This is a genomic window from Roseburia hominis, from assembly GCA_040702975.1.
GTDB lineage: Bacteria > Bacillota > Clostridia > Lachnospirales > Lachnospiraceae > Allocoprococcus > Allocoprococcus hominis_A.
In genome coordinates this window covers 3,890,809-3,913,548 of record CP159990.1, presented here as the reverse complement: position 1 = coordinate 3,913,548, position 22,740 = coordinate 3,890,809, and the positions used below count along the sequence as shown (strand labels likewise).

Here is a 22,740-nt window from a genome sequence, read left to right as displayed (position 1 = left end):
ATGAAAGATGTTAGTATCAGCAAAAGAAATGCTTGATAAAGCGAAAGCTGGCCACTATGCAGTAGGGCAGTTCAACATTAATAACCTTGAGTGGACAAAGTGTATCCTGACAGCAGCAGAGGAGACAAAATCACCGGTAATCCTTGGTGTATCTGAGGGTGCTGGAAAGTATATGTGTGGATATAAGACGGTAGTAGGTATGGTTAACGGTATGCTGGAAGAGATGAACATTACTGTTCCGGTAGCACTTCACCTTGACCATGGCAGCTACGACGGATGTATGAAGTGTATCGAAGCAGGATTTTCTTCTGTTATGTTCGATGGCTCTCATTATCCGATCGAAGAGAACGTAGAGAAGACCAAAGAGCTTGTAGCTATCTGCCATGAGAAGGGCATTTCCATCGAGGCAGAGGTTGGAGCAATCGGCGGCGAGGAAGACGGAGTTGTAGGTATGGGCGAGTGTGCAGATCCGCAGGAATGCAAGATGATCGCTGACCTTGGCGTAGATTTCCTGGCAGCAGGTATCGGTAACATTCACGGAAAATACCCGGCAAACTGGCAGGGACTTAGCTTTGAGACTCTGGACGCAGTTCAGCAGCTGACAGGAACACTTCCGTTAGTTCTTCACGGCGGTACAGGTATTCCGGATGATATGATCAAGAAAGCAATCGATCTTGGCGTATCTAAGATTAACGTTAATACAGAGTGCCAGTTAGTATTTGCAGAAGCAACACGTAAATACATCGAAGCTGGAAAAGACCTGGAAGGCAAAGGATTTGACCCGCGTAAACTTTTGAAACCGGGCGCAGATGCAATCATTGCCAAAGTAAAAGAGAAGATGGAATTATTTGGTTCTGTAGGAAAGGCTGAATAGTCACTTCGATTATGGACGAAGATGTCCGCCCAAAACGGTATAAAAGGAGTTTTGCGTAAGGCAAGACTCCTTTTCAAATATATAAGTTGGAGAGGAATCTAAGAATGAGTAGTATAGTAAATGTAGCTGAGATTTTTGGCGAAAATGTCTTTAATGACGCTGTCATGCAGGAGCGTCTCCCCAAAAAAACTTATAAAGAACTGAAAAAAACGATTGAAGAGGGCAAGGAACTGCAGGCACAGACCGCAGATGTGATTGCTCATGAGATGAAGGAGTGGGCCATCGAAAAAGGCGCGACCCACTATTCTCACTGGTTCCAGCCGCTTACCGGGGCGACCGCGGAAAAACATGATGCGTTTATATCGGCACCGAGGGAGAGCGGAAAGGTGCTGATGGAATTTTCGGGCAAAGAGCTGATCAAAGGGGAGCCTGATGCATCGTCCTTCCCGTCAGGCGGACTACGCTCTACATTCGAGGCAAGAGGATATACGGCATGGGATTGTACGTCTCCGGCGTTCGTTAAGAAGAATCCGGACGGAACGGCGATTTTGTATATTCCGACTGCATTTTGTTCCTATACCGGTGAGGCGCTGGATCAGAAGACGCCTCTGCTCCGTTCTATGGAAGCAATCGACAAACAATCCATGCGTCTTTTGCGTCTGTTTGGCAATACGACATCCAAGAAGGTGACGCCGTCCGTAGGAGTGGAGCAGGAATATTTCCTGGTAGACAGGGACAAGTATCTGAAAAGAAAAGATTTAGTATTTACGGGGCGTACACTGTTCGGCGCAAAGCCGCCGAAAGGCCAGGAGCTTGACGATCATTATTTTGGTGCGATCCGTGAGAGAATCGCAGAATTTATGAAAGATGTCAATGAGGAGCTCTGGAAGATGGGTGTATCCGCGAAGACCCAGCATAACGAGGTCGCGCCGGGTCAGCATGAGCTTGCTCCGATCTATTCCCAGTGTAATGTGGCAGTCGATCATAATCAGCTTGTCATGGAGACCTTAAAGCAGGTGGCATACCGCCACAATCTGCACTGTCTGCTTCATGAGAAACCGTTTGACGGAGTCAATGGCTCCGGAAAGCATAATAACTGGTCGCTTGTGACTGACGACGGAATCAACATTCTTGATCCGGGAAAGACGCCGCATGAGAATATTCAATTCCTGCTGGTTCTGACCTGTATCCTCCGTGCGGTAGACCGCCATGCGGAGCTTCTGCGTGAGTCGGCTTCGGACGTGGGAAATGATCATCGTCTGGGAGCAAATGAAGCGCCGCCGGCCATCATTTCCGCATATCTTGGCGAGCAGCTTGAGGATGTACTTGCGCAGCTTATTGATACCGGTGAGGCGGCACATAGCTTAAAGGGTGGCAGATTACATACGGGTGTAAGCACCCTTCCGGATTTTGCAAAGGATGCAACGGACAGAAACAGAACTTCCCCGTTTGCATTTACCGGAAATAAATTCGAATTCCGTATGGTAGGTTCCCGGGATTCCGTGGCTGCACCGAATGTTGTTCTGAATACGATCGTGGCAGAGTCATTTTCCGATGCCTGTGATGTGCTGGAGGCTTCGGAGGATTTTGAAATGGCAGTGCATGACCTGATCAAGAAATATGCGTCTGAGCATCAGAGAATCGTATTTAACGGAAACGGGTATTCAGACGAGTGGATTGAGGAGGCAGAGCGAAGAGGACTGCCGCATATCCGCACAATGGTGGAGAGTATTGAGTATCTTACTACAGAGAAGACCGTACAGCTCTTCGAGAAATTTGACGTATTCAGCCGTGCAGAGCTGGAGTCCCGAGCAGAAATCAAGTACGAAACATATTCGAAGGCGATTAATATTGAATCACGTTCTATGATTGATATTGCCAGCAAGCACATTATTCCGGCGGTCATTCAGTACGTGACTGCACTTGCCTCTTCCATCAATCAGGTAAAGCAGGCGTGCCCTGTGGCGTGTGTGCAGGTACAGGAACAGCTTCTTATGCAGGCGTCAGAACTGTTGCATGATACCAAGCAGGCGCTGGAGAAGCTGGAGAAAGTGACGGACGAAGTGGCGGAGCTCAGTGATGGCAAGGCGAAGGCATATTTCTATCTGGAACAGGTAGTACCGGCTATGGAAGCGCTGAGAGCGCCGGTCGACAGCCTGGAAATGATCGTGGACAAGAGTATGTGGCCGATGCCGTCATATGGCGACCTGCTGTTTGAAGTGTAGAAAAAGCAGATGAATTTTTAAAGACAGGAAATTGTAAATATTGTCAAAAAAATCAGAGGTAGGCCGAAAGAGTTTATCAAATATGCAGAAATTATAAGATTTGCTTGCATTTTTAAGGAAAAGAGAGTATCTTAAACGTATCTTAAATAGAGACATTCAATGAACGAGGGCGTTCCACTTAGGTGGGATGCCCTTTTTTGGTGTCAAGTATACTTAAGTAAATGTTTAGAGGACATTTATAGCAGTGCTAGGCATACCGGAATGAGAGCAAGATGGATTTTTATCACGGCTTGCGGGATGGTGAACTCGATTTAAGGAACTAAACTGCCCGGCGAGGGCCCGGGGAAAGGAAGGGTTTTATGAGTAGTGAATTGTTTAACGTAGCAGACATTTTTGGTGAAGACGTATTTAACGATAGCGTGATGCAGGAAAGACTTCCGAAGAAGGTTTACAAGAAACTGAAGGAGACCATCGAGGAGGGAAAAGAACTGGATCTGGCGACGGCAGATGTGATCGCTCATGAGATGAAGGAGTGGGCGATTGAAAAGGGCGCCACGCATTATACGCACTGGTTCCAGCCGCTGACCGGCGTGACGGCAGAAAAACACGATTCCTTTATTTCTGCACCGCTTCCGAGCGGCAAGGTGCTGATGAGTTTTTCCGGAAAAGAATTGATCAAAGGGGAGCCGGACGCCTCTTCCTTCCCGTCAGGCGGACTTAGGGCGACATTTGAGGCGAGAGGATATACGGCGTGGGATTGTACCTCTCCGGCATTTGTGAGAAAGGACGCTGCGGGCGCAATCCTCTGTATTCCGACCGCATTCTGTTCCTATACAGGAGAGGCGCTGGATGAGAAGACACCGCTTCTTCGTTCTATGGAAGCAATCAATAAAGAAGCGCTCCGCCTGCTTCGGCTGTTTGGCAATACAACTTCCAGGAAGGTGACACCGTCCGTTGGACCGGAGCAGGAATATTTCCTTGTAGACGAGAAAAAATTCATGAAGAGGAAAGACCTTATTTATACCGGAAGGACGCTTTTCGGGGCAATGCCTCCGAAAGGACAGGAGCTTGACGATCACTATTTTGGTACGATTCGCCAGAGAATTGCGGCATTTATGAAGGATGTAAATGAGGAACTCTGGAAGCTGGGAGTTGCGGCGAAGACACAGCATAATGAAGTCGCTCCGGCACAGCATGAGCTGGCTCCGATCTATGCAGAGGCAAATATTGCTGTCGATCACAACCAGATTATTATGAAGACGCTGAAAAAAGTGGCCTGCCAGCATGGAATGAAGTGCCTGCTCCATGAGAAGCCATTTGCCGGAGTAAATGGATCTGGTAAACATAACAACTGGTCTATTACAACGGATGATGGCATCAATCTGCTTGATCCGGGAAAGACGCCGCATGAGAATATTCAGTTTCTTCTGGTGCTGGCCTGCGTTCTGAAAGCGGTGGATACCCACGCGGACCTGCTTCGCGAATCTGCGGCTGATCCGGGAAATGACCACAGACTGGGAGCAAATGAGGCGCCGCCGGCCATTATTTCCGTATTCCTTGGCGAGCAGCTCGAAGATGTGGTAGAACAGCTTATTTCGACCGGAACCGCGACACATAGCTTAAAAGGCGGAAAGCTGACGACTGGCGTGTCCACACTTCCGGAACTGAGTAAAGATGCAACGGACAGGAACAGAACATCACCTTTTGCATTTACAGGTAATAAATTCGAATTCCGTATGGTGGGGTCGAGAGATTCTATCGCCGGGCCGAATATCGTGCTGAATACCATTGTGGCGGAAGCATTTGCAGAGGCTGCGGATGTTCTGGAAAAGGCGGAAGATTTTGATACGACGGTTCATGACCTGATCAAGGAGTATCTGTCTGCACATCAGAGAGTCATTTTCAACGGAAATGGATATTCAGAAGAGTGGGTCGCAGAAGCCGAGAGAAGAGGACTACCGAACCTGAAATCTATGGTGGAGGCGATTCCGTCTCTGACAACCGAAAAGGCGGTAAACCTGTTTGGACGATTCGGCGTATTTACCGAGGCTGAGCTTCAGTCCCGTGCAGAGATCAAGTATGAGAACTATGCGAAGGCAATTAATATAGAAGCAAAATCTATGATTGATATTGCGGTGAAACAGATTATTCCGGCAGTGGTCGGCTATACAAAAACGCTTGCCGATACGATTATCGCAGTGAAGGAAGTGGGGGCAGACACCTCCGTTCAGGCAGAGATGCTTTCTGATATTTCCGCGCTTCTGGTGGAGGCGAAGACAGCCGTGAAAACCCTTGCCGCGGTCGTGGAAGAGGCAGCCGGTAAAGAGGAAGGCAAGGCGCAGGCCGGGTTCTATCATTTTAGTGTAGTGCCGGCGATGGATGCGCTGCGCAGTCCGGTAGATAAGCTGGAAATGATCGTGGATAAGGAAGTATGGCCGATGCCGTCTTACGGCGACCTGCTGTTTGAAGTTTAGAAAAATCATAGGAAATCCTAATAGAAATTTAAGACCTTAGACTTGGAATTCGCACATTTTTGTGCTACTCTAAGCCTAAGGTTTTATATTTTATACCCAAGGGCACACCGTATGGCCATTCGGCCGTTTCACAAGGTATAGGAAAGTGTCGCTAGTGCGGCCTGAGGAAGACATTTTTATGTCTGTGGAAGAAGGAGAAGCAGTCAATGAATAGAGTAGAATTTCTGGAGAAGTTAAGACAGGCATTAGATGGAAATGTGTCATCTGCGGTCGTGAATGAGAATGTGAATTATTATCATCAATATATTGCCGATGAGATGGCAAAAGGGAGAAGTGAGCAGGAGGTCCTTGAGGAGTTGGGCGATCCGTGGCTGATCGCGAAGACGATCATAGATATTAAGGAGCAGAGTCAGACATATGATGGAGCGGAGTATGAGGCGGAGAGGCGCGGATATACAGGCCAGGAGGCCGGACCGGGACATGTGAGAGTGTTTGCGTTCGATAGCTGGTGGAAACGGCTGCTCGGGATTTTGTGTGTGGTCGGGATTATTTTTGTGATATTTTCTGTCATTACCGGGATTATTTCACTGGTGGCACCGATTTTGGTTCCGGTGCTGGTGGTGGTGATTATTGTGAGAATGATTTCGGGGAGACGAAGGTAGGGGAAGAGGAATACGCGGGAATTTGCAGTGAAAGTTGCTCGGTTGTGTGATGGAGAGAGAGCTGGGGAGGGTAGTCCGCGGAACCTCGCAGCAAAGCTGCTCAGTCGCGTGCAGTCGCACGCTAAGAATAGAAAAGGAAGGACGCAGGGATATGCAAGCATCTCCCGACGCCCTTCCTTTTCTATTCTTGTCCCGTTCGTTGCCTGCGCGAACGTTAAACGCCCGGTAGGGGAGCTACCGAGCGTTTGAGGGGAGTATAAATAATTAATAAGGGGTTGTAGAAAGTGTCCTTTCTACGAAGATAAGTATAATATAATCTGGAAAAAAAATCAAGTTAAAAATAGAAAAATCTTAACAAAATGTGAAGTTCCTGAAGTTTTTGTTTATTAGTTACCAAATATAGATTCTTTTGTAAAGAAGATGATTTAGAAATTTGAAATTTGTGTATAAAATTGTTGTTTTGAAAGATACTATGCTTGTACCGGATCAAGATGTTCGGACAGAGTAAAATGTGTCAGGAGGAAAATCAAATGGCAAAGAACAATAATGCAACAGACAACAACAGCACAAACAAGAACGCATACTCTTCTTATGGTAATGAAAACAACCGTAATGCATCTAACAAGAATGCGTCTAACAAGAACACGACCAACGAGAGCAACCGCAACGCTTCCAACAAGAATGCGTCAGGCCAGAACAAGAATGCAACAACTTCTAAGAACAGCTTTGATAGCAGTGATTACTAGAAATTGTAGAATGCAAGAAGAATGCTAAAGATTTCGACCGAGTGCGGCGAAAAAGGAGATGGCTCTTCCGGTGAGGAAGGGTCATTTCTTTTGTTTCATAGGAAATTTATCGAAGTGTTGACAAATGAGGGCGAATACCCGTAATATATAGAAAGGCGGATTTACAGATGATTCCGCTAAAGGGAGGAACAACATGGAAAAAATGGAACTCATTGCGCCCTGTCATTTTGGCATGGAAGCGGTACTCAAAAGGGAAGTACAGGAGCTGGGATATGAGATTTCCGCGGTAGAGGACGGCAAGGTCAGCTTCTGGGGAGATGCAAGGGCGATCTGCGATGCCAATGTATTTCTCAGAACGGCGGAGAGAGTTCTTTTGAAAGTTGCAGCTTTCCGGGCGGAGACATTTGATGAATTGTTTGAGGGAACAAAGGCGCTTCCGTGGGAAGATTATATTCCGAAAGACGGACGCTTTTGGGTCGCCAAAGCGGCGTCTGTAAAAAGTAAATTATTCAGTCCTTCTGATATTCAGTCTATCATGAAAAAAGCCATGGTAGAGCGGCTGAAAATGAAATACGGCCTGGAACATTTTCCGGAGGACGGGGCGGCATATCCGCTTCGGGTATTTATTATGAAGGATATCGTGACCATAGGTCTGGACACGTCCGGCGTGTCGCTGCATAAGCGGGGATACCGGCAGATGACGGTAAAGGCACCGATCACGGAGACGCTTGCAGCAGCGCTTATCATGCTTACCCCCTGGAGAAAAGACAGGATTCTGGTGGATCCGTTTTGCGGAAGCGGAACATTTCCGATTGAGGCGGCTATGATGGCGGCTAATATAGCGCCGGGCATGAATCGCTCTTTTACCGCTGAGGGGTGGAGCAATCTGATTCCCAAAAAAGCCTGGTACGATGCGGTGGATGAGGCGCAGGAAGCGGTCGATTTGAACGTAGAAGTCGATATCCAGGGATATGATATAGACGGAGAGGCCATCAAGGCCGCCAGACAGAATGCACGGGATGCCGGAGTAGATCACCTGATTCATTTTCAGGAGCGGGCAGTGAAGGATTTGCGGCATCCGAAAAAATATGGATTTGTGATTACGAATCCGCCCTACGGTGAGCGTCTGGAGGAAAAAAGGAATCTGCCGGAGCTGTACAGGGAATTCGGGGACAGCTTTAAGAAGCTGGATTCGTGGTCTGCATATATGATTACCAGTTATGAAGATGCTGAGCGGTATTTTGGGCGCAAAGCGGATAAGAACAGAAAGATTTATAACGGAATGCTGAAGACCTATTTCTATCAGTTTTTAGGACCCAAGCCGCCAAAACGGAGTAAATGATCGTGTGATTCGGAAGAAAAGAGGCATAGATTATGAAAATTATTTTTGCGACCGGAAATAAGAATAAAATGGTCGAGATTCGTATGATTCTTGCGGATCTGGGAATGGAGATCCTCTCCATGAAGGAAGCAGGGATCGAGATTGACGTGGTGGAAGATGGGACAACCTTCGAGGAGAATGCCATGATCAAGGCATCGGCAATTGCTGCCCTGCCGGAGGTAAAGGCCATGGACGCCATTGTTCTGGCAGATGATTCCGGTCTGGAGATAGATTATTTAAATAAGGAACCGGGAATCTATTCTGCACGCTACGCAGGTACGGAGACTTCCTATGATATTAAAAACAGTCTTCTGTTGTCCCGCATGAAAGGGGTTCCGGATGAATTAAGGACCGCAAGATTCGTATGTGCGATTGCGGCTGTATTTCCGGACGGACATAAGGAAGTGGTGAGGGGAACGATGGAAGGCCGTCTTGCCTATGAGCAGGCAGGCGAAAATGGTTTTGGTTACGATCCTATTTTTTACCTTCCGGAATATGGCTGTACTTCGGCACAGCTTTCGCCGGAAAAGAAAAATGAACTGAGTCACAGAGGACAGGGGCTTCGGATGATGCGCAAGATAATGGAGAGACGGATATGCGAATATTAATTGTAAGCGACACGCACGGAAGGCACGCAGGACTGGAACTGGCGCTGGAAAAAGCAGGAAAAATCGATTGTTTGGTGCATTTGGGGGACACAGAAGGCGGCGAGTTCTTTATTGAATCAATCTGTCATTGTCCCGCATATATCCTGGCGGGAAATAATGACTTTTTCAGCGATCTTCCGAAAGAAATGGAGATACGGTTCGGAAAGAAAAAAGCATTTATGACTCACGGGCATTATTATTATGTTTCCCTGGGGCCGGAGCGTCTCATAGAGGAAGGAAAAGCGCGTGGGGCAGATATTGTCATGTACGGGCATACCCACAAACCGTTTCTGGAAGAAGTGGATGGTATGACGGTGTTGAATCCGGGAAGTTTGTCCTATCCCAGGCAGCAGGGGCGGAAAGGCAGTTTTATCATCATGGAGATGGACGAGAACGGAGATACAAATTTCGAGATTCAGTATCTGTGATTCTTTGAGGTATGCCGGACAAATCTGTTTTGCGATAGCATAGAGATAAAATGGTCGAAAAGGGAATTTAACTTTTCGCCATACTTCTCTAAGGGGAATTTGGATTCAAAAATCAGGACGTTTAAAGGTTGTGAAAATAAGGGTGGAATTTAGTTTTGCAAATGAGAAAATGTAAAAAAGAAATAAAAAATAGTTGACAAGCTGAATACTCTATTATATAATAACAGATGCGTCGTGAGTGATTAAGACGGAGATAAAAAATGTCGGGGTGTGGCTCAGCTTGGCTAGAGCGCCTGGTTTGGGACCAGGAGGCCGCAGGTTCGAATCCTGTCACCCCGAGGCGAAAAAATATGCGGGTGTAGTTCAATGGTAGAACACCAGCCTTCCAAGCTGGATACGTGGGTTCGATTCCCATCACCCGCTTTGCATGCGAAAGTATGCCAAGGTGAATACCTTATGTGTCTGTAGCTCAGTTGGATAGAGCAACGGCCTTCTAAGCCGTGGGTCGGGGGTTCGAATCCCTTCAGGCACGTTATGGTGGGTATAGCGCAGTTGGTTAGCGCGCCAGATTGTGGCTCTGGAGGCCCAGGGTTCGAGTCCCTGTATCCACCCTTAAAAATGACCAGCAGAGATGCCGGCATTTTTTTATATCACCGGGTAGATTTCCTGGTGAGGGAAGGATTCCTTTGGATAGGAAGATTTATATCGGGGAGAATTCCGGGAATATATTGGGCCATCGCCAAGCGGTAAGGCACAGGACTTTGACTCCTGCACTCGTTGGTTCGAATCCAACTGGCCCAGTTTATGTGTCAGCGTGGTCTGGCATATATATTATGCGGATATGGCGGAACTGGCAGACGCGCTAGACTTAGGATCTAGTGGGAGACCGTGCAGGTTCGATTCCTGTTATCCGCAGGACAGGTCGCAAGCCCTTGAAATATGAGGGGTTGCGGCTTTTTTGCGTTTATGGGGGAGAGAGGGAGTTGCAGGATTTTGGGGAAAAGTACATCAGTAAGTACATCAATAGTACATCAGTAATGCCTGGGCTACGAGATACAAATTGGAAAATGGGTCAGGTTTGTCTTTTTAAATAATCTAATTGCGCCTATTTATTTAGGAGATTATAATAAATGATGAAGCAGAAAATGTTCCTGATACATAAGAAACCATGCAAGCAGAGGAGGAGCAGATTAAGAAAAATGAGAAGAGACACCATTCATATCATAGACGCATACGAGAACAATTTAAAACACATTTCCGTAGATATCCCCAAATACAGGATGACGGTATTTACAGGCGTATCCGGTTCCGGAAAGTCTTCCATGGTGCTGGACACCATTGCGGCACAGTCCAGGCGGGAGCTGAACGATACCTTTCCCAGCTTCGTTCAGAATTATCTCCCTAAATACGGGCGCCCACATGTGAAACAGATCGAGAATCTTCCGGCCGCTATCGTGATCGACCAGAAAAAACCGGCGCCGAATCAGCGCTCTACCGTGGGGACGTATACCGATACCTATACACTACTCAGACTTTTATTTTCCCGTGTAGGAAAGCCGTTCGTGGGGTATTCCGACACCTTTTCCTTCAATCATCCCCAGGGAAGCTGTCCAAGGTGCGACGGTTTGGGAGAGATTACCGAGCTGGACGTGCATAAGCTGGTGGATTTTGGTAAATGTCTGAATGATCCGGGCGTCATTAATTATGTAGCGTTCGAGCCGGGACAGTGGAGATGGATCAGGTATGCGAATAGCGGCCTGTTTGATCTGAATAAGAAGATCCGCGACTATTCGGAGGAGGAGTTGGAGTTATTCCTGTATTCTCCCCAGATCCGCCTCAAGAATCCACCCAAGGGGTGGCCGAAGACTGCCAAATATGAAGGCTTGGTCCACCGAATGTATCGGAGCGTGTTAAATTCCGAGGAAGGGAAGCTCCATCGTCAGATTCTGGAACCTATGACGCATCACGGAACCTGTCCTGCGTGCGGAGGCGCGCGTCTGAACCAGAAGATCCTTTCCTGCCGGATTAATGGGGTAAATATAGCCGAGGCAGCTTCCATGCCGCTGAAGGAACTGCTTCGGTGGCTGGAGGGGATTGGCGATCCGCTGGCGGTCGATATCAAAAGAACATTATGTGCAAGGATTCAGGCACTCATTGATATCGGCCTGGATTATCTGGCGCTTGATCGGGGATTGGGAACGCTGTCCGGAGGCGAAGCCCAGCGCTGTAAGATCGCAAAATACATGAATTCCCCGCTGACAGACCTTATCTATATTTTGGACGAGCCAAGTGTGGGGCTTCACAGCCATGACATCGACAGGCTCCTGCGAGCGGTGAAGGGGCTGCGCGACCGGGGAAATACGGTACTTTTGGTGGAGCATCACCGGGAGATGATTCGTGCGGCGGACCACATTGTAGACATGGGACCGGGAGCCGGTCAGGCAGGTGGGACGATCCTATTTGAGGGAAACTACGAAGAATTGCTGAAAAGTAATACAAAGACCGGGGAACTGCTGCGGTGCAATACCGGGATAAAAAAAGAGACCCGAAGGCCCGTCGGCTGGTATAGTCTGGAACATGTGAATTATCATAATTTGAAAGAGGTCAATGTGAAATTGCCGCTTGGAATCCTGACCGTGATCGCCGGAGTTGCCGGCTCAGGAAAAAGCTCCCTGATGGAATATTTTGCCGGACAGATAGCAGGTGGCACCGCAGAGGCGCCGATTTATATCAGTCAGAAAAATATCGGGATCAGCCTCCGCTCTACGCCGGCCACATACCTGGGAGCGGCCGACGAGATTCGTAAAATATTTGCGTCCCGTTGCAAGGCAAAAGCGAGCTTGTTTTCATTCAATGGAAAAGGAAAATGTCCGGTATGCGGCGGAAAAGGCGTTATCGTTTCTGATATGGCCTTTATGGACGCAATCGAGACCACTTGTGAGGCGTGCGGCGGTCTTCGATATTCCGAGGCAGTGCTGGGATACGAGGTGGACGGCATGAATATCGCGCAGGTGATGGATATGACTGTGGAAAAAGCGGTAGAGTGGTTTGCCGGATCGAACGTTGCAGAGCTTTTGTATCCGCTGAAACGGGTGGGCCTGTCTTACCTGCATTTGAATCAGGCGCTTTCTACCCTGTCAGGTGGAGAACTGCAGCGGTTAAAGCTCGCGTCCTATCTGAGCAGCAAAGGGAAAATATTTATTCTGGACGAGCCTACGGACGGTCTGCACATGGACGATATTCATAATATTATTCGCCTGTTCGAGGAAATGGTGGACGCCGGCAATTCGGTTTTCCTGATCGAGCATAATCTGGACGTGCTGGGGGCAGCGGATTATGTGATCGAACTCGGCCCGGGAGGTGGAGATGAGGGAGGACGGCTTCTCTTTATCGGCACTCCCAAAGAGATGTGTTCCTGCCCGCAGTCCGTGACGGCGCCTTACCTGAACTGGGAGAGTGCGCGGGAATGAGCCGGCTAAGACGCTACAGGGGCGGCAGAATTAATCTGCTGCCCCTGTTGTATGATCAGTGGTTAAGAATCCGGTTTTCCAGCGCCCGGATTTCAGGTAAATTAAACACATGGCAATTCCCATGATACTTGCAACCGGTGCCGCAAGCCCTATCTGAAACAGGGTCGCCCCTGCGATGCGGCTTACGAAGTAGGTGACCGGCACACGCACCAGAAAGGTGGAGGCCAGATCCTGCTTATCGCCGACGCCCATAGCGGCACTATAGGTAACTCCCATAGCATTGATGATAGAAGTAATCAGCATAAAGGACAAATTCACCAGAATGCTCTTGATTCCGATCGGAATCCCCAGTGTAATGATTCGTCTTGCCATTGTCATGGAAAAACGGATATCTTTTTTCGAAAATGGAATTCCCATTCCCCTTTTCTTTAGAAATAGTAATGCGGAGATAAAACTGATTCCCTGAGCGACAACAGTGGAAATAGCAACTCCGGCGGCGCCCATGTCCAAAGCGCCTGAAAGTAACAGATCACCTGCAATATTGACAACACAGGCAATCGCAACAAAGATCAGAGGACTTTTGCTGTCCCCGATTCCGCGGAGAATAGCACATACCGTATTATATCCGACAATGAGCGGAACTCCCAGGCAGCATATCATCGTATAGGTTATTGCTGCGGCCTCTGCTTCAGCAGGTATATTCAGCAAACGCAGGATCTGAGGGTGTACGAAAAGAAACAGTACCATCATGAGTACAGAGAGGCCTCCGAATACGAAGATACTGTTTCCAATGACTTCTGCGACCGTCCGGTACTGCTTTGCTCCCAGGTACTGTCCGATCAGCACCGTCGCGCCTGTGGTAAGCCCCAGGATAAAGAAGGTCACAAGTGACATGACTTGGCTTCCGGTGGCTACAGCAGATACATTCGCCTTTGTTGAAAAATTCCCGATAACAAGAAGGTCAACCGTTCCGTACAGATTCTGCAGCAGGCTGGACAGTAAAAACGGTATGGTAAATTTTATAAGAGCGAGGTATAGCTTCCCCTCGGTCAGTGTGTTTTTCGCATTCATTTCACTTTCTCCAGATGTAGATTCAAATTCGTGGTAATCATAGCATGGATATTATGAAAAATCAAGTGAAATAAACAGCATCAGAATCCTGCAGGTCTTACAGCATTTCAATAAATGCAGCAATCCTGGTTGTAAGCTGTCCGATATCCTCCCCGGAATCGTCCGTGATCACGGCCATGTAAGGGATTCCCAGGGAATCCTCACATAGACGGCTCATTTTATCCCTCTCTACGGTGTAGGGGTGGCAGACCTGAAGCGTCACATCAAGGACACCATCTACCTGATAATCCGCAGTCAGACGTCGGATCAGTTCAAAACGCAGATTGTTCTGCGACATAATCGCACAGGCAGTATTTGCATAGCAGTCAGATAATGCTTCATATACGTCCGGATTTTCGGTGTCAAATCGGCGGGAAGCAGACTTCATCACTTCACAGTTTTCAAAGCATACGACAACTCCGCCGTTTTGCTCGACCGACTCCAGAATTTTTTTGTAAAGACCGCTGAGCGGACAGCCGGTGACGAGAATACGTTTTGCTTTTTTTGGTACGGTAGATTGACGGGACAGCAACAGCTTTCGCGTCTCCTCGTTCGCGACGATCCGTGCTTCCACATCCGGCAGGCTGCGGTGCTCCTCAAGCGCCTGGAAAATTTCCTGGCCCCAGGCAGCAGGTGGAACCTGCCGCTGGATTTCCATCAGTTTTGTGATGCTTTCTCGTTCTCGGCCAAGAAGTTCTCCCGCCAGGCGAATCTTCTCCTCCGTGATATCCGCATCAAATCGCCTTTTCAATTCCCGGACCAGATAGCGGCACTCGGACTGGATCAAAGGCTTCACATAGTCCCGGTCTGCTCCCTGGGGTACCTGATAAAAATAGACCCGCTCCTGCCTGGAAATAAGCTCATACATTTTTCGTTTCCCGTCGCAGGAGGTTTCTGCGATGATCAGATCGGCCTCCTTCAGGCACTCATCTTCACAGATATTGCAGCAATTTCTCACGATCGGACAGACGTTGCGCGGCAGGATATGCGAAGCGGCATCTTTGACCTCCCGCACATACGGAATGCGCAGAGAACAAACGTCAGCGGCCAGCAGGATTTCCTGCGGGACGTGTGAACAGAAAGAAACCACGGCCTTTTTCCCGGCTGCATGACAATCGGAAATCAGCTTTTGTAAATCAAGGTTATTCATGGGCAGCCTCCTTTTTTGCCTCCCGCACCATTTCCAGGAAGGCTTCGATTCGTGTACGGATCTGTCCCTCGTCTCCCGGATAGAAGTCCGTCTCAATATGAAGGAGCGGGATTCCCATTTCCTCGCAGACACGTCGTATATTTTCTGTTTCGATGGCAAATGGATTGCAGGAGTGCAATGTAATGCTCACGTATCCGTCGGCCTTCCATTCCGTGATTGTCTCCCGCACCTGATCCAGACGCCTGTTATTCGGTGAAACTACGGCGCAGGGAACTTCGATATATTTTTCGGCGATGCGCACCAGCGGATCACGGCTGCGGTCCTCATCTACCAGCCGTCTGCGTGAGGAAATGCCGCAGCAGCCCTCATAGCATACAATCGCGCCGCCCAGCTCTTCAATGACGTCAACCGTCTTTGCGGACGTGCCAAAATATCCTCCGCCCGATACGATCAGTCTGGGACGGTAAGGATCCGGTTCATAGGGATAGATCCCGTTCTTCCAGTTCTCCTCACATTGATCCAGAATCTCGTTTATTTTCTGATATTTTACTTCCGGATCGAACAGGTATTGCTGGTTGTTTGTGATATTATTCATATTGATTCCGGTGATCGCCGGCGGGTCATAACGTCCCAGTTCATAGATGCGGGCTGCCTGGATCCGCTCCTTGTTGCACCATTCAATGGCTTCATTGAGCTGATCTTCAGTAATCGTAATATGAAAATGCTCTTCAAGCCCCCTGGTAAAGCGGCGGATCTCCGAAACCCACATTTCAAGAGAACGCTCATAATCGGGAACATTTGGCAAATGAATGACCTGCATGGGCTTTAATTCCCCCAAAAGCTCATACATTTTTTTCTTTCCGTCGCAGGTGGTCTCGCCCACAACGATATCGGAAAAGTAGGCGTAAGGACAGCTCTCTTCCAGTGCGTGTCCGTAGCTTGCCTTGATCAGCGGGCAGAGGTTTGCAGGGAGCCGTGTCTCGGCGGTTTTGATCGGGGCGGCACTCTGTCCGCAGAGTCCCACCTGGCACAATCCGGCAGCCCGGATAATCTCGGCCGGCGTGTACTGGCAGAATGCTCCGCAGATATCTTTGCCACTGTCTTTTAATGTTTTGACTTGCAGAAAACCTTCCCGACGGGCTTCTGCAAAATCTTCAAAATGTTCCGGTAATGAAGTTGGCATCATATTTTCTCCTTCTTGTAAATATTTTTCATGCATATCGACTGGGAGTATGGCATTCTTCCCCATGTCTTAAGTCTCTATATATAAATTAACATGCGTTAATAATTAAAACAAAATTTATTGGATTTTTCAATAAATGGGGAATTTACATGATAAAAAGGAGAAATGCTTTACAAGCCATTCGAATGAAGATAAAATATATTACAGAATATTAATGAAGCTATAGAGTGAAGAAGATATAGAGGAAACTGAAGTGAAAAAGAAGATTTTATTGTTGGTGGTTGTTATTCTGGCAGGTTTCCTGATTCGTGGAAAACTGGATGAGGTATATGAAAAGAAGCAGGTAACGGCAGAACCAGGCAAAGTGACAGAATATACGGATGGAACGAGGGTGGGAAGAGAATTGACCTACGCCGAGAATGTCCCGGAGGATAATAAGATATTACAAGTGTTTAAGGCCCAGTATCCGGACGCGGAGGTACTGGTCGCGTGTGAGGAGGATTTGACGAATGACGACCTGAAGGATTTGGTTGTAGTGTATACGATTGAGGAAGATGATATTCATGAGGGGGTTACTGATCTGGGAAATCACAGGCATGTCAGGTTGATGGTCGTGGTAGATTCCGGAGATGGAATGAATTATGAATTTACGGAGCCGATACCGGCACCTGTGGAGAATCAGAAAATTCAATTCCAGAATATTGACAAAAAAGATGAGATTGAATTTGTCCTTCAGGGACAGAAAAATAATAAAGTAGGTTATGGTATTTTCCGGGTGGCTGATGGGAAAACGATCAATCTGTTCGGAGAAGGGATGGAAGATTGCTGATAGAATTCTTGAATTAGAGATTTCTAATTACGGTGAAAAAGGCGGTGTCGGGCAGAAAAGCTCCGGCATCGCTCTTACTTTTTTGATAAATATTAAGGAAAGAACTTATATCCTTTCCCCCAGACAGTCATGATGTGTTCCGGTTTGGAAGGAGTGTCTTCAATCTTGTCGCGTAACCGCTTGATGTAGACGAGAATGGAATTGTCATCAGGATTCTCGCTTTTCCATACCTTGGTAAAAATCTCCTGCTTGGTCAGAAGTACCTCCGGATTCTCCATAAAAAAGCACAGCAAAGCAAATTCCTTGGAGGAAAGAGAGATTTCCTTTCCGTTTTTGAGAACGGTCTGTGAGTCAAAATGAAGCGTAAAGCTGCCGCGGCTGGCGGTGGTATTCAGTGTCATATCGGTAGAGGCATATTGCTGCGTGCGCCGGACGATGGCACGGATCTTAGAGACGAGCACTGCTTTACTGAAGGGCTTCGTCATATAATCGTCAGCACCAAGCCCAAGTCCTTCTACCTGAGCGGAATCCTCTTCCCGTCCGCTTAGCAGAATGACGGGGGTCAGGATTTTTCTCTCGCGAAGCTCTTTTAAAAAGGAAAAACCATCTTGCCCCGGCATCATGATATCGAGTAAAATGATATCAAAGGTATCCGTTTCCAGATAACGAAAGGCTTCGCTACTGCTTTTTGCGCAGGCAGCATTTATACTTTCATGCTTTAGCACGGAGGAAATTGCTTTCAAAACAGATATTTCATCGTCTACGATGAGAACCGAGATATCGTTCATCGGGGAGACCTGCCTTTCTTAAGTGTTACGGGCCAAAAGGAGCTATTACAGCATACACTTATTGTCCGTGTATCATATTATAGATTATAGCTTTCGACATTTTTAAAGTCAAATACTATTGAGGTTTTTTATGGAAAAGAAAAAGGTACTAAAAAAGCAGATCATCATCATGATGATTGGAGTTGCGTTTTTTCTGGCGATTGCCGTTTTTTGTTATCGCAATGTGCGCAGTACGATTGTTGTGAATGAGCAGAAGAGTCTGAAAAGCCTGGCCAAAGTAAATGCCCAGAGCTTAAAGGCAAGTCTGGAAGCAAAGGGGAATGTGATTTATGCAGTTTTTTCCGGTGATATGAAGGAAGAAGAGGATATTGAAACCGGTCTGATACGGCTAAGAGAAAAGGGAAAATACATCCCTATGTCGCAGGATGATTCCCTTGAGGAGTGGGAGAAGGAGGTCTGCAGGATGGCAGCATGGAATCCGGGAGAAGTGATCGCTGGCCCTGTCAGGCAGTCCAAGGAAGGATATTACATTCTGTATATGACGAAGACGGTCGGAGTAAATGGAAGTATTCTGGGGTACGTACAGGTAGAACTGAATCTGGACGAGATCTATGCCGGCGAACAGGCGCTTTCCGGCCTGCAGCTTGAAGACAACAGATACTGTATTGTCAAGGGCACGGACGGCGCGATTATTATGCCAAGCGACTATGAAGATACAGGGCTTTCGCTTTCCCATACGACGGGAAACGGGTGTACGATCGAATGGGTATATGAAGCAAAAGGCGGCACGCCGAGCAGAACGCGGAAACTGATTGCGTATGAGACGTTCAAGGTCGGGGAGGAAGAGTTTTCTCTTTACATCATTGAGGATTATGACAACGTGATTCGTCCAATCGATCAGATCGCACTTTATTTTTGCCTGTTGGGAATGGCAGTGTTGATCTGGACGATCGTGCTTCTTTATAAAATCACTGAGCACCAGAAGAAGGAAGTGCTGCTGGTAAAAGAATTGCAGCATGAAAAGACGTTGAACGAGACCATGAAAAAGCAGGAAGGCTTGATGGAGAAATATAATCATTCCAAGACCATGAGTGTACTTACCGGGTCTATTGCGCATGAATTTAACAATCTGATGACTCCGATCGTGCTATATGCCGATTTACTGGAAGAAAACGAGGTGGTCTGTGAGGAGATGCCTGAAGAGGTGGCGGAGCTGAAAAGCGCTGCCTCGCGCTGCGAGGAGCTTGCCCGGCAGCTGCTAAGTTACAGCCGCCAGGGCAAGGCAGAGAAGGTCTTGACGGACTATGATGCGACCTATGCGGTGAACGAAGCTGTAAATATGGTAAAAAAACTGCTTCCCGATCAGATTAAGCTTAAGGAAAATATTTGTAGAACACCTTATTATATCCATGGACAGGTAGGTGCCTTAAATCAGATCATATTGAATCTTGCGACGAATGCATTCCATGCGATGAAGGAAGGGGGAACACTTCGGATACAGTTTGGGCTTAGTGTAGATGACGAGAAAAATGTGCGCCTGGTAGTGGAGGATACCGGAACCGGCATTGCTCCGGAAATCCAGCGCCAGGTATTTCAGCCCTTCTTCACTACGAAGGGAGCAGGCGAGGGTACCGGTATCGGGCTTACTGTGGTGAGAAGACTGACGGAAGAACATGGCGGCCAGATTCGTGTGAAGACGAAAGAAGGAAAAGGGACAACATTTATCTTAGATTTTCCGAGAGTGGTGCAGCCTGGTGAAGAGGAGGAAAAGAAGTGAATATGTAGCAAAGTTAAGGTTTATTCAGCAACTGACTTGATTTTATAACCATGAAACTGAGCCATTAAAATTGCCTGTTCAATTGTAATTTCACGATTGACAGGAAGAACATCACTTTTTCGGTAAAGTTGTGCATTATAGGGTTCCTTATTTTTCAGCATGTTGTATAATGCTGTTAGAAGCATTCTTGCTATTGCAATGATTGCTTTCTTGTGGCCGCGGCGCTTTCTTAAACGAAGATAGCGGTTGCGGATTTCAGGGTGCTTTTCACTTTTAACCACAGAGTTGGCACATTGAACCAAAAGTGGTTTGATATAGCATCCGGCTTTGGAAACCCGGACAGATTTTTTCTTCCCTGCACTTTCATTGTTGGTCGGCGTAAGTCCAGCCCATGAGCATAAGTGTTTCGCCGAAGGAAAAGCCTCCATATTCACGCCGATTTCAGAAATGATTCCGATAGCGGTAAATTTATTTTTGAATGATGGAGCGGTTAGGATTAGGTCGAGTTCTTGCTGATAGGGACTGGCGAGCGCAAGAATCAGTTCTTCTAGCTCTGCTTTCCGGGATTCCAAATCTTCAAAATGCTTTTTGATGATCTTTAATTTACCAGCCTGTTCCGGTGTGATAAAACCATCAATGGCGAGCTCCAGTTCAGGAAGCTTTTTCTTCATGGAGCCATGAATTAAAGGTCCAATATCAAAAGAAGTATCTTCAGGATTTTCAAGAATCTTATCCAGAATTCGTTGTGAACTTTTACCAAAAGTGTCCGAGACAACGGAAGCCAACTGAATGTTGGAGACCGTGAGACAGTTTTGAAAACGGTTCTTCTCACTGGACATAAAGCAGGTCAGTTTGAAACGATAGCGCATCAGGTCACGAAGTTGTCTGATATCAACAGAGGGAATGAAGCTACCGGCAACAAGATCATGCTTGAAGAGGTCAGCAATCCATTTTGCGTCTTTCTTGTCAGTTTTTTTACCACGGATAGCCTTAACATATTTGGGATGAGCAAGTACAATTGTACAGCTTTTTTCGAGCACATTGTAAACTGGAATCCAGTATTTGCCAGTAGATTCCATGCAGACATCCTTACAATGATTGTCAAGCAGCCACTGTAACAATTCCTTCAACCCTTGTGTGAAGGTTGAGAAACGATGGCGCTTGTAGGTGGTAACACCTTGTTTGTTAGTGGAAGCGATACAGGCAACAACAAAAGTCTTGTGAACATCGATACCACAACAAATTTGATACACAATTTTTAAAGCCATAGGGCCACCTTTCAGAACCATAGGTTCGATAGAATTATAGGGAGTAAACAGCATTGACTGAATGCTTAGGATTAAAACGAGAGTTGTTTTAACAAAGATAAGGTTACGTGCTCGAGGCACACTTATTTGTACTTGAAAAAGCATTCTACACATATAAAAATACGGTCACCCAATAGTTCGGACAGCCCACTCACCTCCCCGTGATTTGTAGTGTACTGAGTATCCCTATGGAAACTATTATAAAAAGAAAGCTGCGAGAGTCCAACGTTTTTTCATCACGTTTTGTGCCTTGAGCAGCGCGAAAGGAATGGATATAAAGATGAAGAAAAAAGGGTTTTGTGGTATTTGCCCGGATAAATGCCGGGTCATTGCTACAATAGAAGAGGGAAAGATTGTAAAGGTGGAGCCTGATAAAGATTGCTTACAGCACTCAAAGCGGTGGAAGAGGCCAAGGCGCGAGGCACCAGAATCGTGGTGATCGATCCCAGAGGGGAAGGCATGGCAGATCTGTGGGTTCCGGTTTTTCCGGGTGCAGACGGGGCGCTTGCTATTGCGATGCTTAAGATTATTGTTGAAGAAGAAAGATACGATAAAGAATTCGTGGAAAACTATACTAAGGGCTTTGATGAATTTGCAGAATATTTAAAGACGGTTACAGTGGAAGAGATGTCAGGATACTGTGGTATTTCCGTAGAAATGATTCATGAAATCGTAGATATTTTCTACAGTACCACGAAGATTTCTTTGATTTCCTATACAGGTCTGGAATATCAGCTCAGCGGTCTTCAGAATAACAGAGCGATTCAGACGCTGTTTGCCATAACCGGGAAAGTGGATGTACCGGGTGGTATCTGCATCATGACGGAAAAGAATCCAACAGTTCCGCTCATGCCGATGGCAGCAGTAGAGCAGGCAGTCGGCGCAAAAGAATTCCCGTTATTTAGCCGTCTGACGGGCAGTGGTCAATTTTGCAGAATCCCGGAGGCCGTATTGGAGGACGATCCATATCCGGTGCGTGGTATGATCGTGTGCGCAGCGTCTCCGATTCTGACCTATCCGGATCAGAAATTGTGGGAAAAGATCTATAAGAAATTGGACTGCCTGGTAGTATTGGAACGATTTATGTCAGAGGACGCGAAGTATACAGATGTGATTCTTCCGTCTACCACATATTATGAAGACGAGTCACCGATTTCTGTCCCCGGTGGTATGTGTCTGCGCAGACGTATCATCGAACCGGTGGGAGAAGCAAGAACCGATATTTTTATTTTCCAGGCGATTGCTGAAAAGATGGGATTCGGTGATAAATATCCTGGGAATGACGAAGAACTACTTCTTTGGATGTGTGGCGGCAATGAAAAGATGGCAGAAGCACTGAAAGAAAGTGAGTACGGTGTTGCAGACGGGGATCTGACAGAGCTTGAGACCTGCATTTGGCAAAGGGGAGTTCTATGTGAGAGTCTGTCCAATGGCAAAAGGAAGTATCCATGTTGCCGCGGGGGCTGGAGGCTCCTATATGGTAGGTGATTGGAAGAATCACAATGTAAATGCGATTTGCAGTATGAAATATGCAGATCCGTTGACCGGATTTTTGACACATAAGTCGGTGCCATGTAAAGTGACGAAGATAAAGGATTGAGTGTTGTCCGGTTGAATCCGGGATTAGACTTTAGCAAGAACGTTTTTCTGCAATTTAGAAGACCTGCGGGATACCAGGTACCGCAGGTC

The 22,740-nt window shown here is 47.2% G+C and carries 18 protein-coding genes and 6 tRNA genes; 19 read left to right on the top strand and 5 right to left on the bottom strand.

From position 1 onward, the window contains the following. Positions 1-7: 7 nt before the first annotated feature. The 15 genes from fba to ABXS75_18055 all read left to right on the top strand — a co-directional run bounded on the left by fba (position 8) and on the right by ABXS75_18055 (position 12,907). Positions 8-874, top strand: coding sequence for a class II fructose-1,6-bisphosphate aldolase (fba, locus tag ABXS75_18125; protein ID XCP84921.1), 867 nt, complete (start codon positions 8-10; stop codon positions 872-874). A 104-nt stretch (positions 875-978) separates the two neighbouring features. Beyond that, a complete protein-coding gene (locus tag ABXS75_18120) occupies positions 979-3,099 on the top strand; it encodes a glutamine synthetase III (GenBank protein ID XCP84920.1) in 2,121 nt (706 codons plus the stop codon). Between the two features lie 359 nt (positions 3,100-3,458). After that, complete coding sequence (locus ABXS75_18115; GenBank protein XCP84919.1) at positions 3,459-5,573, top strand: glutamine synthetase III; 2,115 nt, start codon at positions 3,459-3,461, stop codon at positions 5,571-5,573. Between the two features lie 206 nt (positions 5,574-5,779). Next, entirely contained in the window at positions 5,780-6,235 is a 456-nt protein-coding gene (locus ABXS75_18110; GenBank protein XCP84918.1) for a DUF1700 domain-containing protein, read from the top strand. Positions 6,236-6,765: 530 nt separating this feature from the next. Next, the gene (locus ABXS75_18105) at positions 6,766-6,981 is read left to right on the top strand and encodes a hypothetical protein (GenBank protein ID XCP84917.1); all 216 of its coding nucleotides are present in this window, start codon (positions 6,766-6,768) and stop codon (positions 6,979-6,981) included. Positions 6,982-7,174: 193 nt separating this feature from the next. After that, the gene (locus ABXS75_18100; protein XCP84916.1) at positions 7,175-8,323 is read left to right on the top strand and encodes a class I SAM-dependent RNA methyltransferase; all 1,149 of its coding nucleotides are present in this window, start codon (positions 7,175-7,177) and stop codon (positions 8,321-8,323) included. A 32-nt stretch (positions 8,324-8,355) separates the two neighbouring features. Next, the gene (gene rdgB / locus ABXS75_18095; protein ID XCP84915.1) at positions 8,356-8,970 is read left to right on the top strand and encodes an RdgB/HAM1 family non-canonical purine NTP pyrophosphatase; all 615 of its coding nucleotides are present in this window, start codon (positions 8,356-8,358) and stop codon (positions 8,968-8,970) included. After that, entirely contained in the window at positions 8,958-9,437 is a 480-nt protein-coding gene (locus ABXS75_18090; protein XCP84914.1) for a metallophosphoesterase, read from the top strand. The genes rdgB and ABXS75_18090 overlap by 13 nt, the downstream gene beginning before the upstream one ends. A 264-nt stretch (positions 9,438-9,701) precedes the next feature. Then, positions 9,702-9,776, top strand: a tRNA-Pro gene (locus ABXS75_18085). Between the two features lie 13 nt (positions 9,777-9,789). Beyond that, a tRNA-Gly gene (locus ABXS75_18080) sits at positions 9,790-9,860 on the top strand. A 35-nt stretch (positions 9,861-9,895) separates the two neighbouring features. Next, a tRNA-Arg gene (locus ABXS75_18075) sits at positions 9,896-9,969 on the top strand. Between the two features lie 5 nt (positions 9,970-9,974). Then, positions 9,975-10,048, top strand: a tRNA-His gene (locus ABXS75_18070). A 118-nt stretch (positions 10,049-10,166) separates the two neighbouring features. Then, positions 10,167-10,238, top strand: a tRNA-Gln gene (locus ABXS75_18065). Positions 10,239-10,272: 34 nt separating this feature from the next. Next, positions 10,273-10,352 (top strand) — tRNA-Leu (locus ABXS75_18060). Positions 10,353-10,567: 215 nt separating this feature from the next. Continuing rightward, the gene (locus tag ABXS75_18055) at positions 10,568-12,907 is read left to right on the top strand and encodes an excinuclease ABC subunit UvrA (GenBank protein XCP84913.1); all 2,340 of its coding nucleotides are present in this window, start codon (positions 10,568-10,570) and stop codon (positions 12,905-12,907) included. Between the two features lie 30 nt (positions 12,908-12,937). Here the strand turns inward: ABXS75_18055 and ABXS75_18050 are convergent, their stop codons facing one another. The 3 genes from ABXS75_18050 to ABXS75_18040 form a co-directional block, all read right to left on the bottom strand. Continuing rightward, on the bottom strand, positions 12,938-13,978 hold the full coding sequence (locus ABXS75_18050; GenBank protein XCP84912.1) for an MATE family efflux transporter: 1,041 nt from the start codon (positions 13,976-13,978) through the stop codon (positions 12,938-12,940). 97 nt (positions 13,979-14,075) lie between these two features. Further along, positions 14,076-15,167, bottom strand: a complete 1,092-nt coding sequence (locus tag ABXS75_18045; protein XCP84911.1) for a 2-hydroxyacyl-CoA dehydratase family protein — start codon at positions 15,165-15,167, stop codon at positions 14,076-14,078. Further along, on the bottom strand, positions 15,160-16,353 hold the full coding sequence (locus ABXS75_18040) for a double-cubane-cluster-containing anaerobic reductase (protein ID XCP84910.1): 1,194 nt from the start codon (positions 16,351-16,353) through the stop codon (positions 15,160-15,162). The genes ABXS75_18045 and ABXS75_18040 overlap by 8 nt, the downstream gene beginning before the upstream one ends. Positions 16,354-16,603: 250 nt before the next feature. On the opposite strand from ABXS75_18040, the gene saoC reads away from it, so the two are divergent. Further along, positions 16,604-17,179, top strand: coding sequence for a Cys-Cys-COOH (seleno)protein SaoC (gene saoC / locus ABXS75_18035; GenBank protein XCP84909.1), 576 nt, complete (start codon positions 16,604-16,606; stop codon positions 17,177-17,179). Between the two features lie 92 nt (positions 17,180-17,271). Here the strand turns inward: saoC and ABXS75_18030 are convergent, their stop codons facing one another. After that, entirely contained in the window at positions 17,272-17,967 is a 696-nt protein-coding gene (locus tag ABXS75_18030; GenBank protein ID XCP84908.1) for a response regulator transcription factor, read from the bottom strand. 130 nt (positions 17,968-18,097) lie between these two features. Here ABXS75_18030 and ABXS75_18025 point away from each other — a divergent pair, with 130 nt between their 5' ends. Then, entirely contained in the window at positions 18,098-19,744 is a 1,647-nt protein-coding gene (locus tag ABXS75_18025) for a HAMP domain-containing sensor histidine kinase (protein XCP84907.1), read from the top strand. 20 nt (positions 19,745-19,764) lie between these two features. Here the strand turns inward: ABXS75_18025 and ABXS75_18020 are convergent, their stop codons facing one another. After that, positions 19,765-21,012 carry an IS110 family transposase gene (locus ABXS75_18020; GenBank protein XCP84906.1) on the bottom strand — a complete coding sequence of 416 codons (1,248 nt, stop codon included), beginning with the start codon at positions 21,010-21,012 and terminating at the stop codon, positions 19,765-19,767. A gap of 417 nt (positions 21,013-21,429) precedes the next feature. Between ABXS75_18020 and ABXS75_18015 the strand changes: the two genes are divergently transcribed. Next, on the top strand, positions 21,430-22,539 hold the full coding sequence (locus ABXS75_18015; GenBank protein XCP84905.1) for a molybdopterin-dependent oxidoreductase: 1,110 nt from the start codon (positions 21,430-21,432) through the stop codon (positions 22,537-22,539). Beyond that, on the top strand, positions 22,529-22,651 hold the full coding sequence (locus tag ABXS75_18010; GenBank protein XCP84904.1) for a hypothetical protein: 123 nt from the start codon (positions 22,529-22,531) through the stop codon (positions 22,649-22,651). The genes ABXS75_18015 and ABXS75_18010 overlap by 11 nt, the downstream gene beginning before the upstream one ends. The last annotated feature ends 89 nt before the right edge of the window (positions 22,652-22,740 follow it).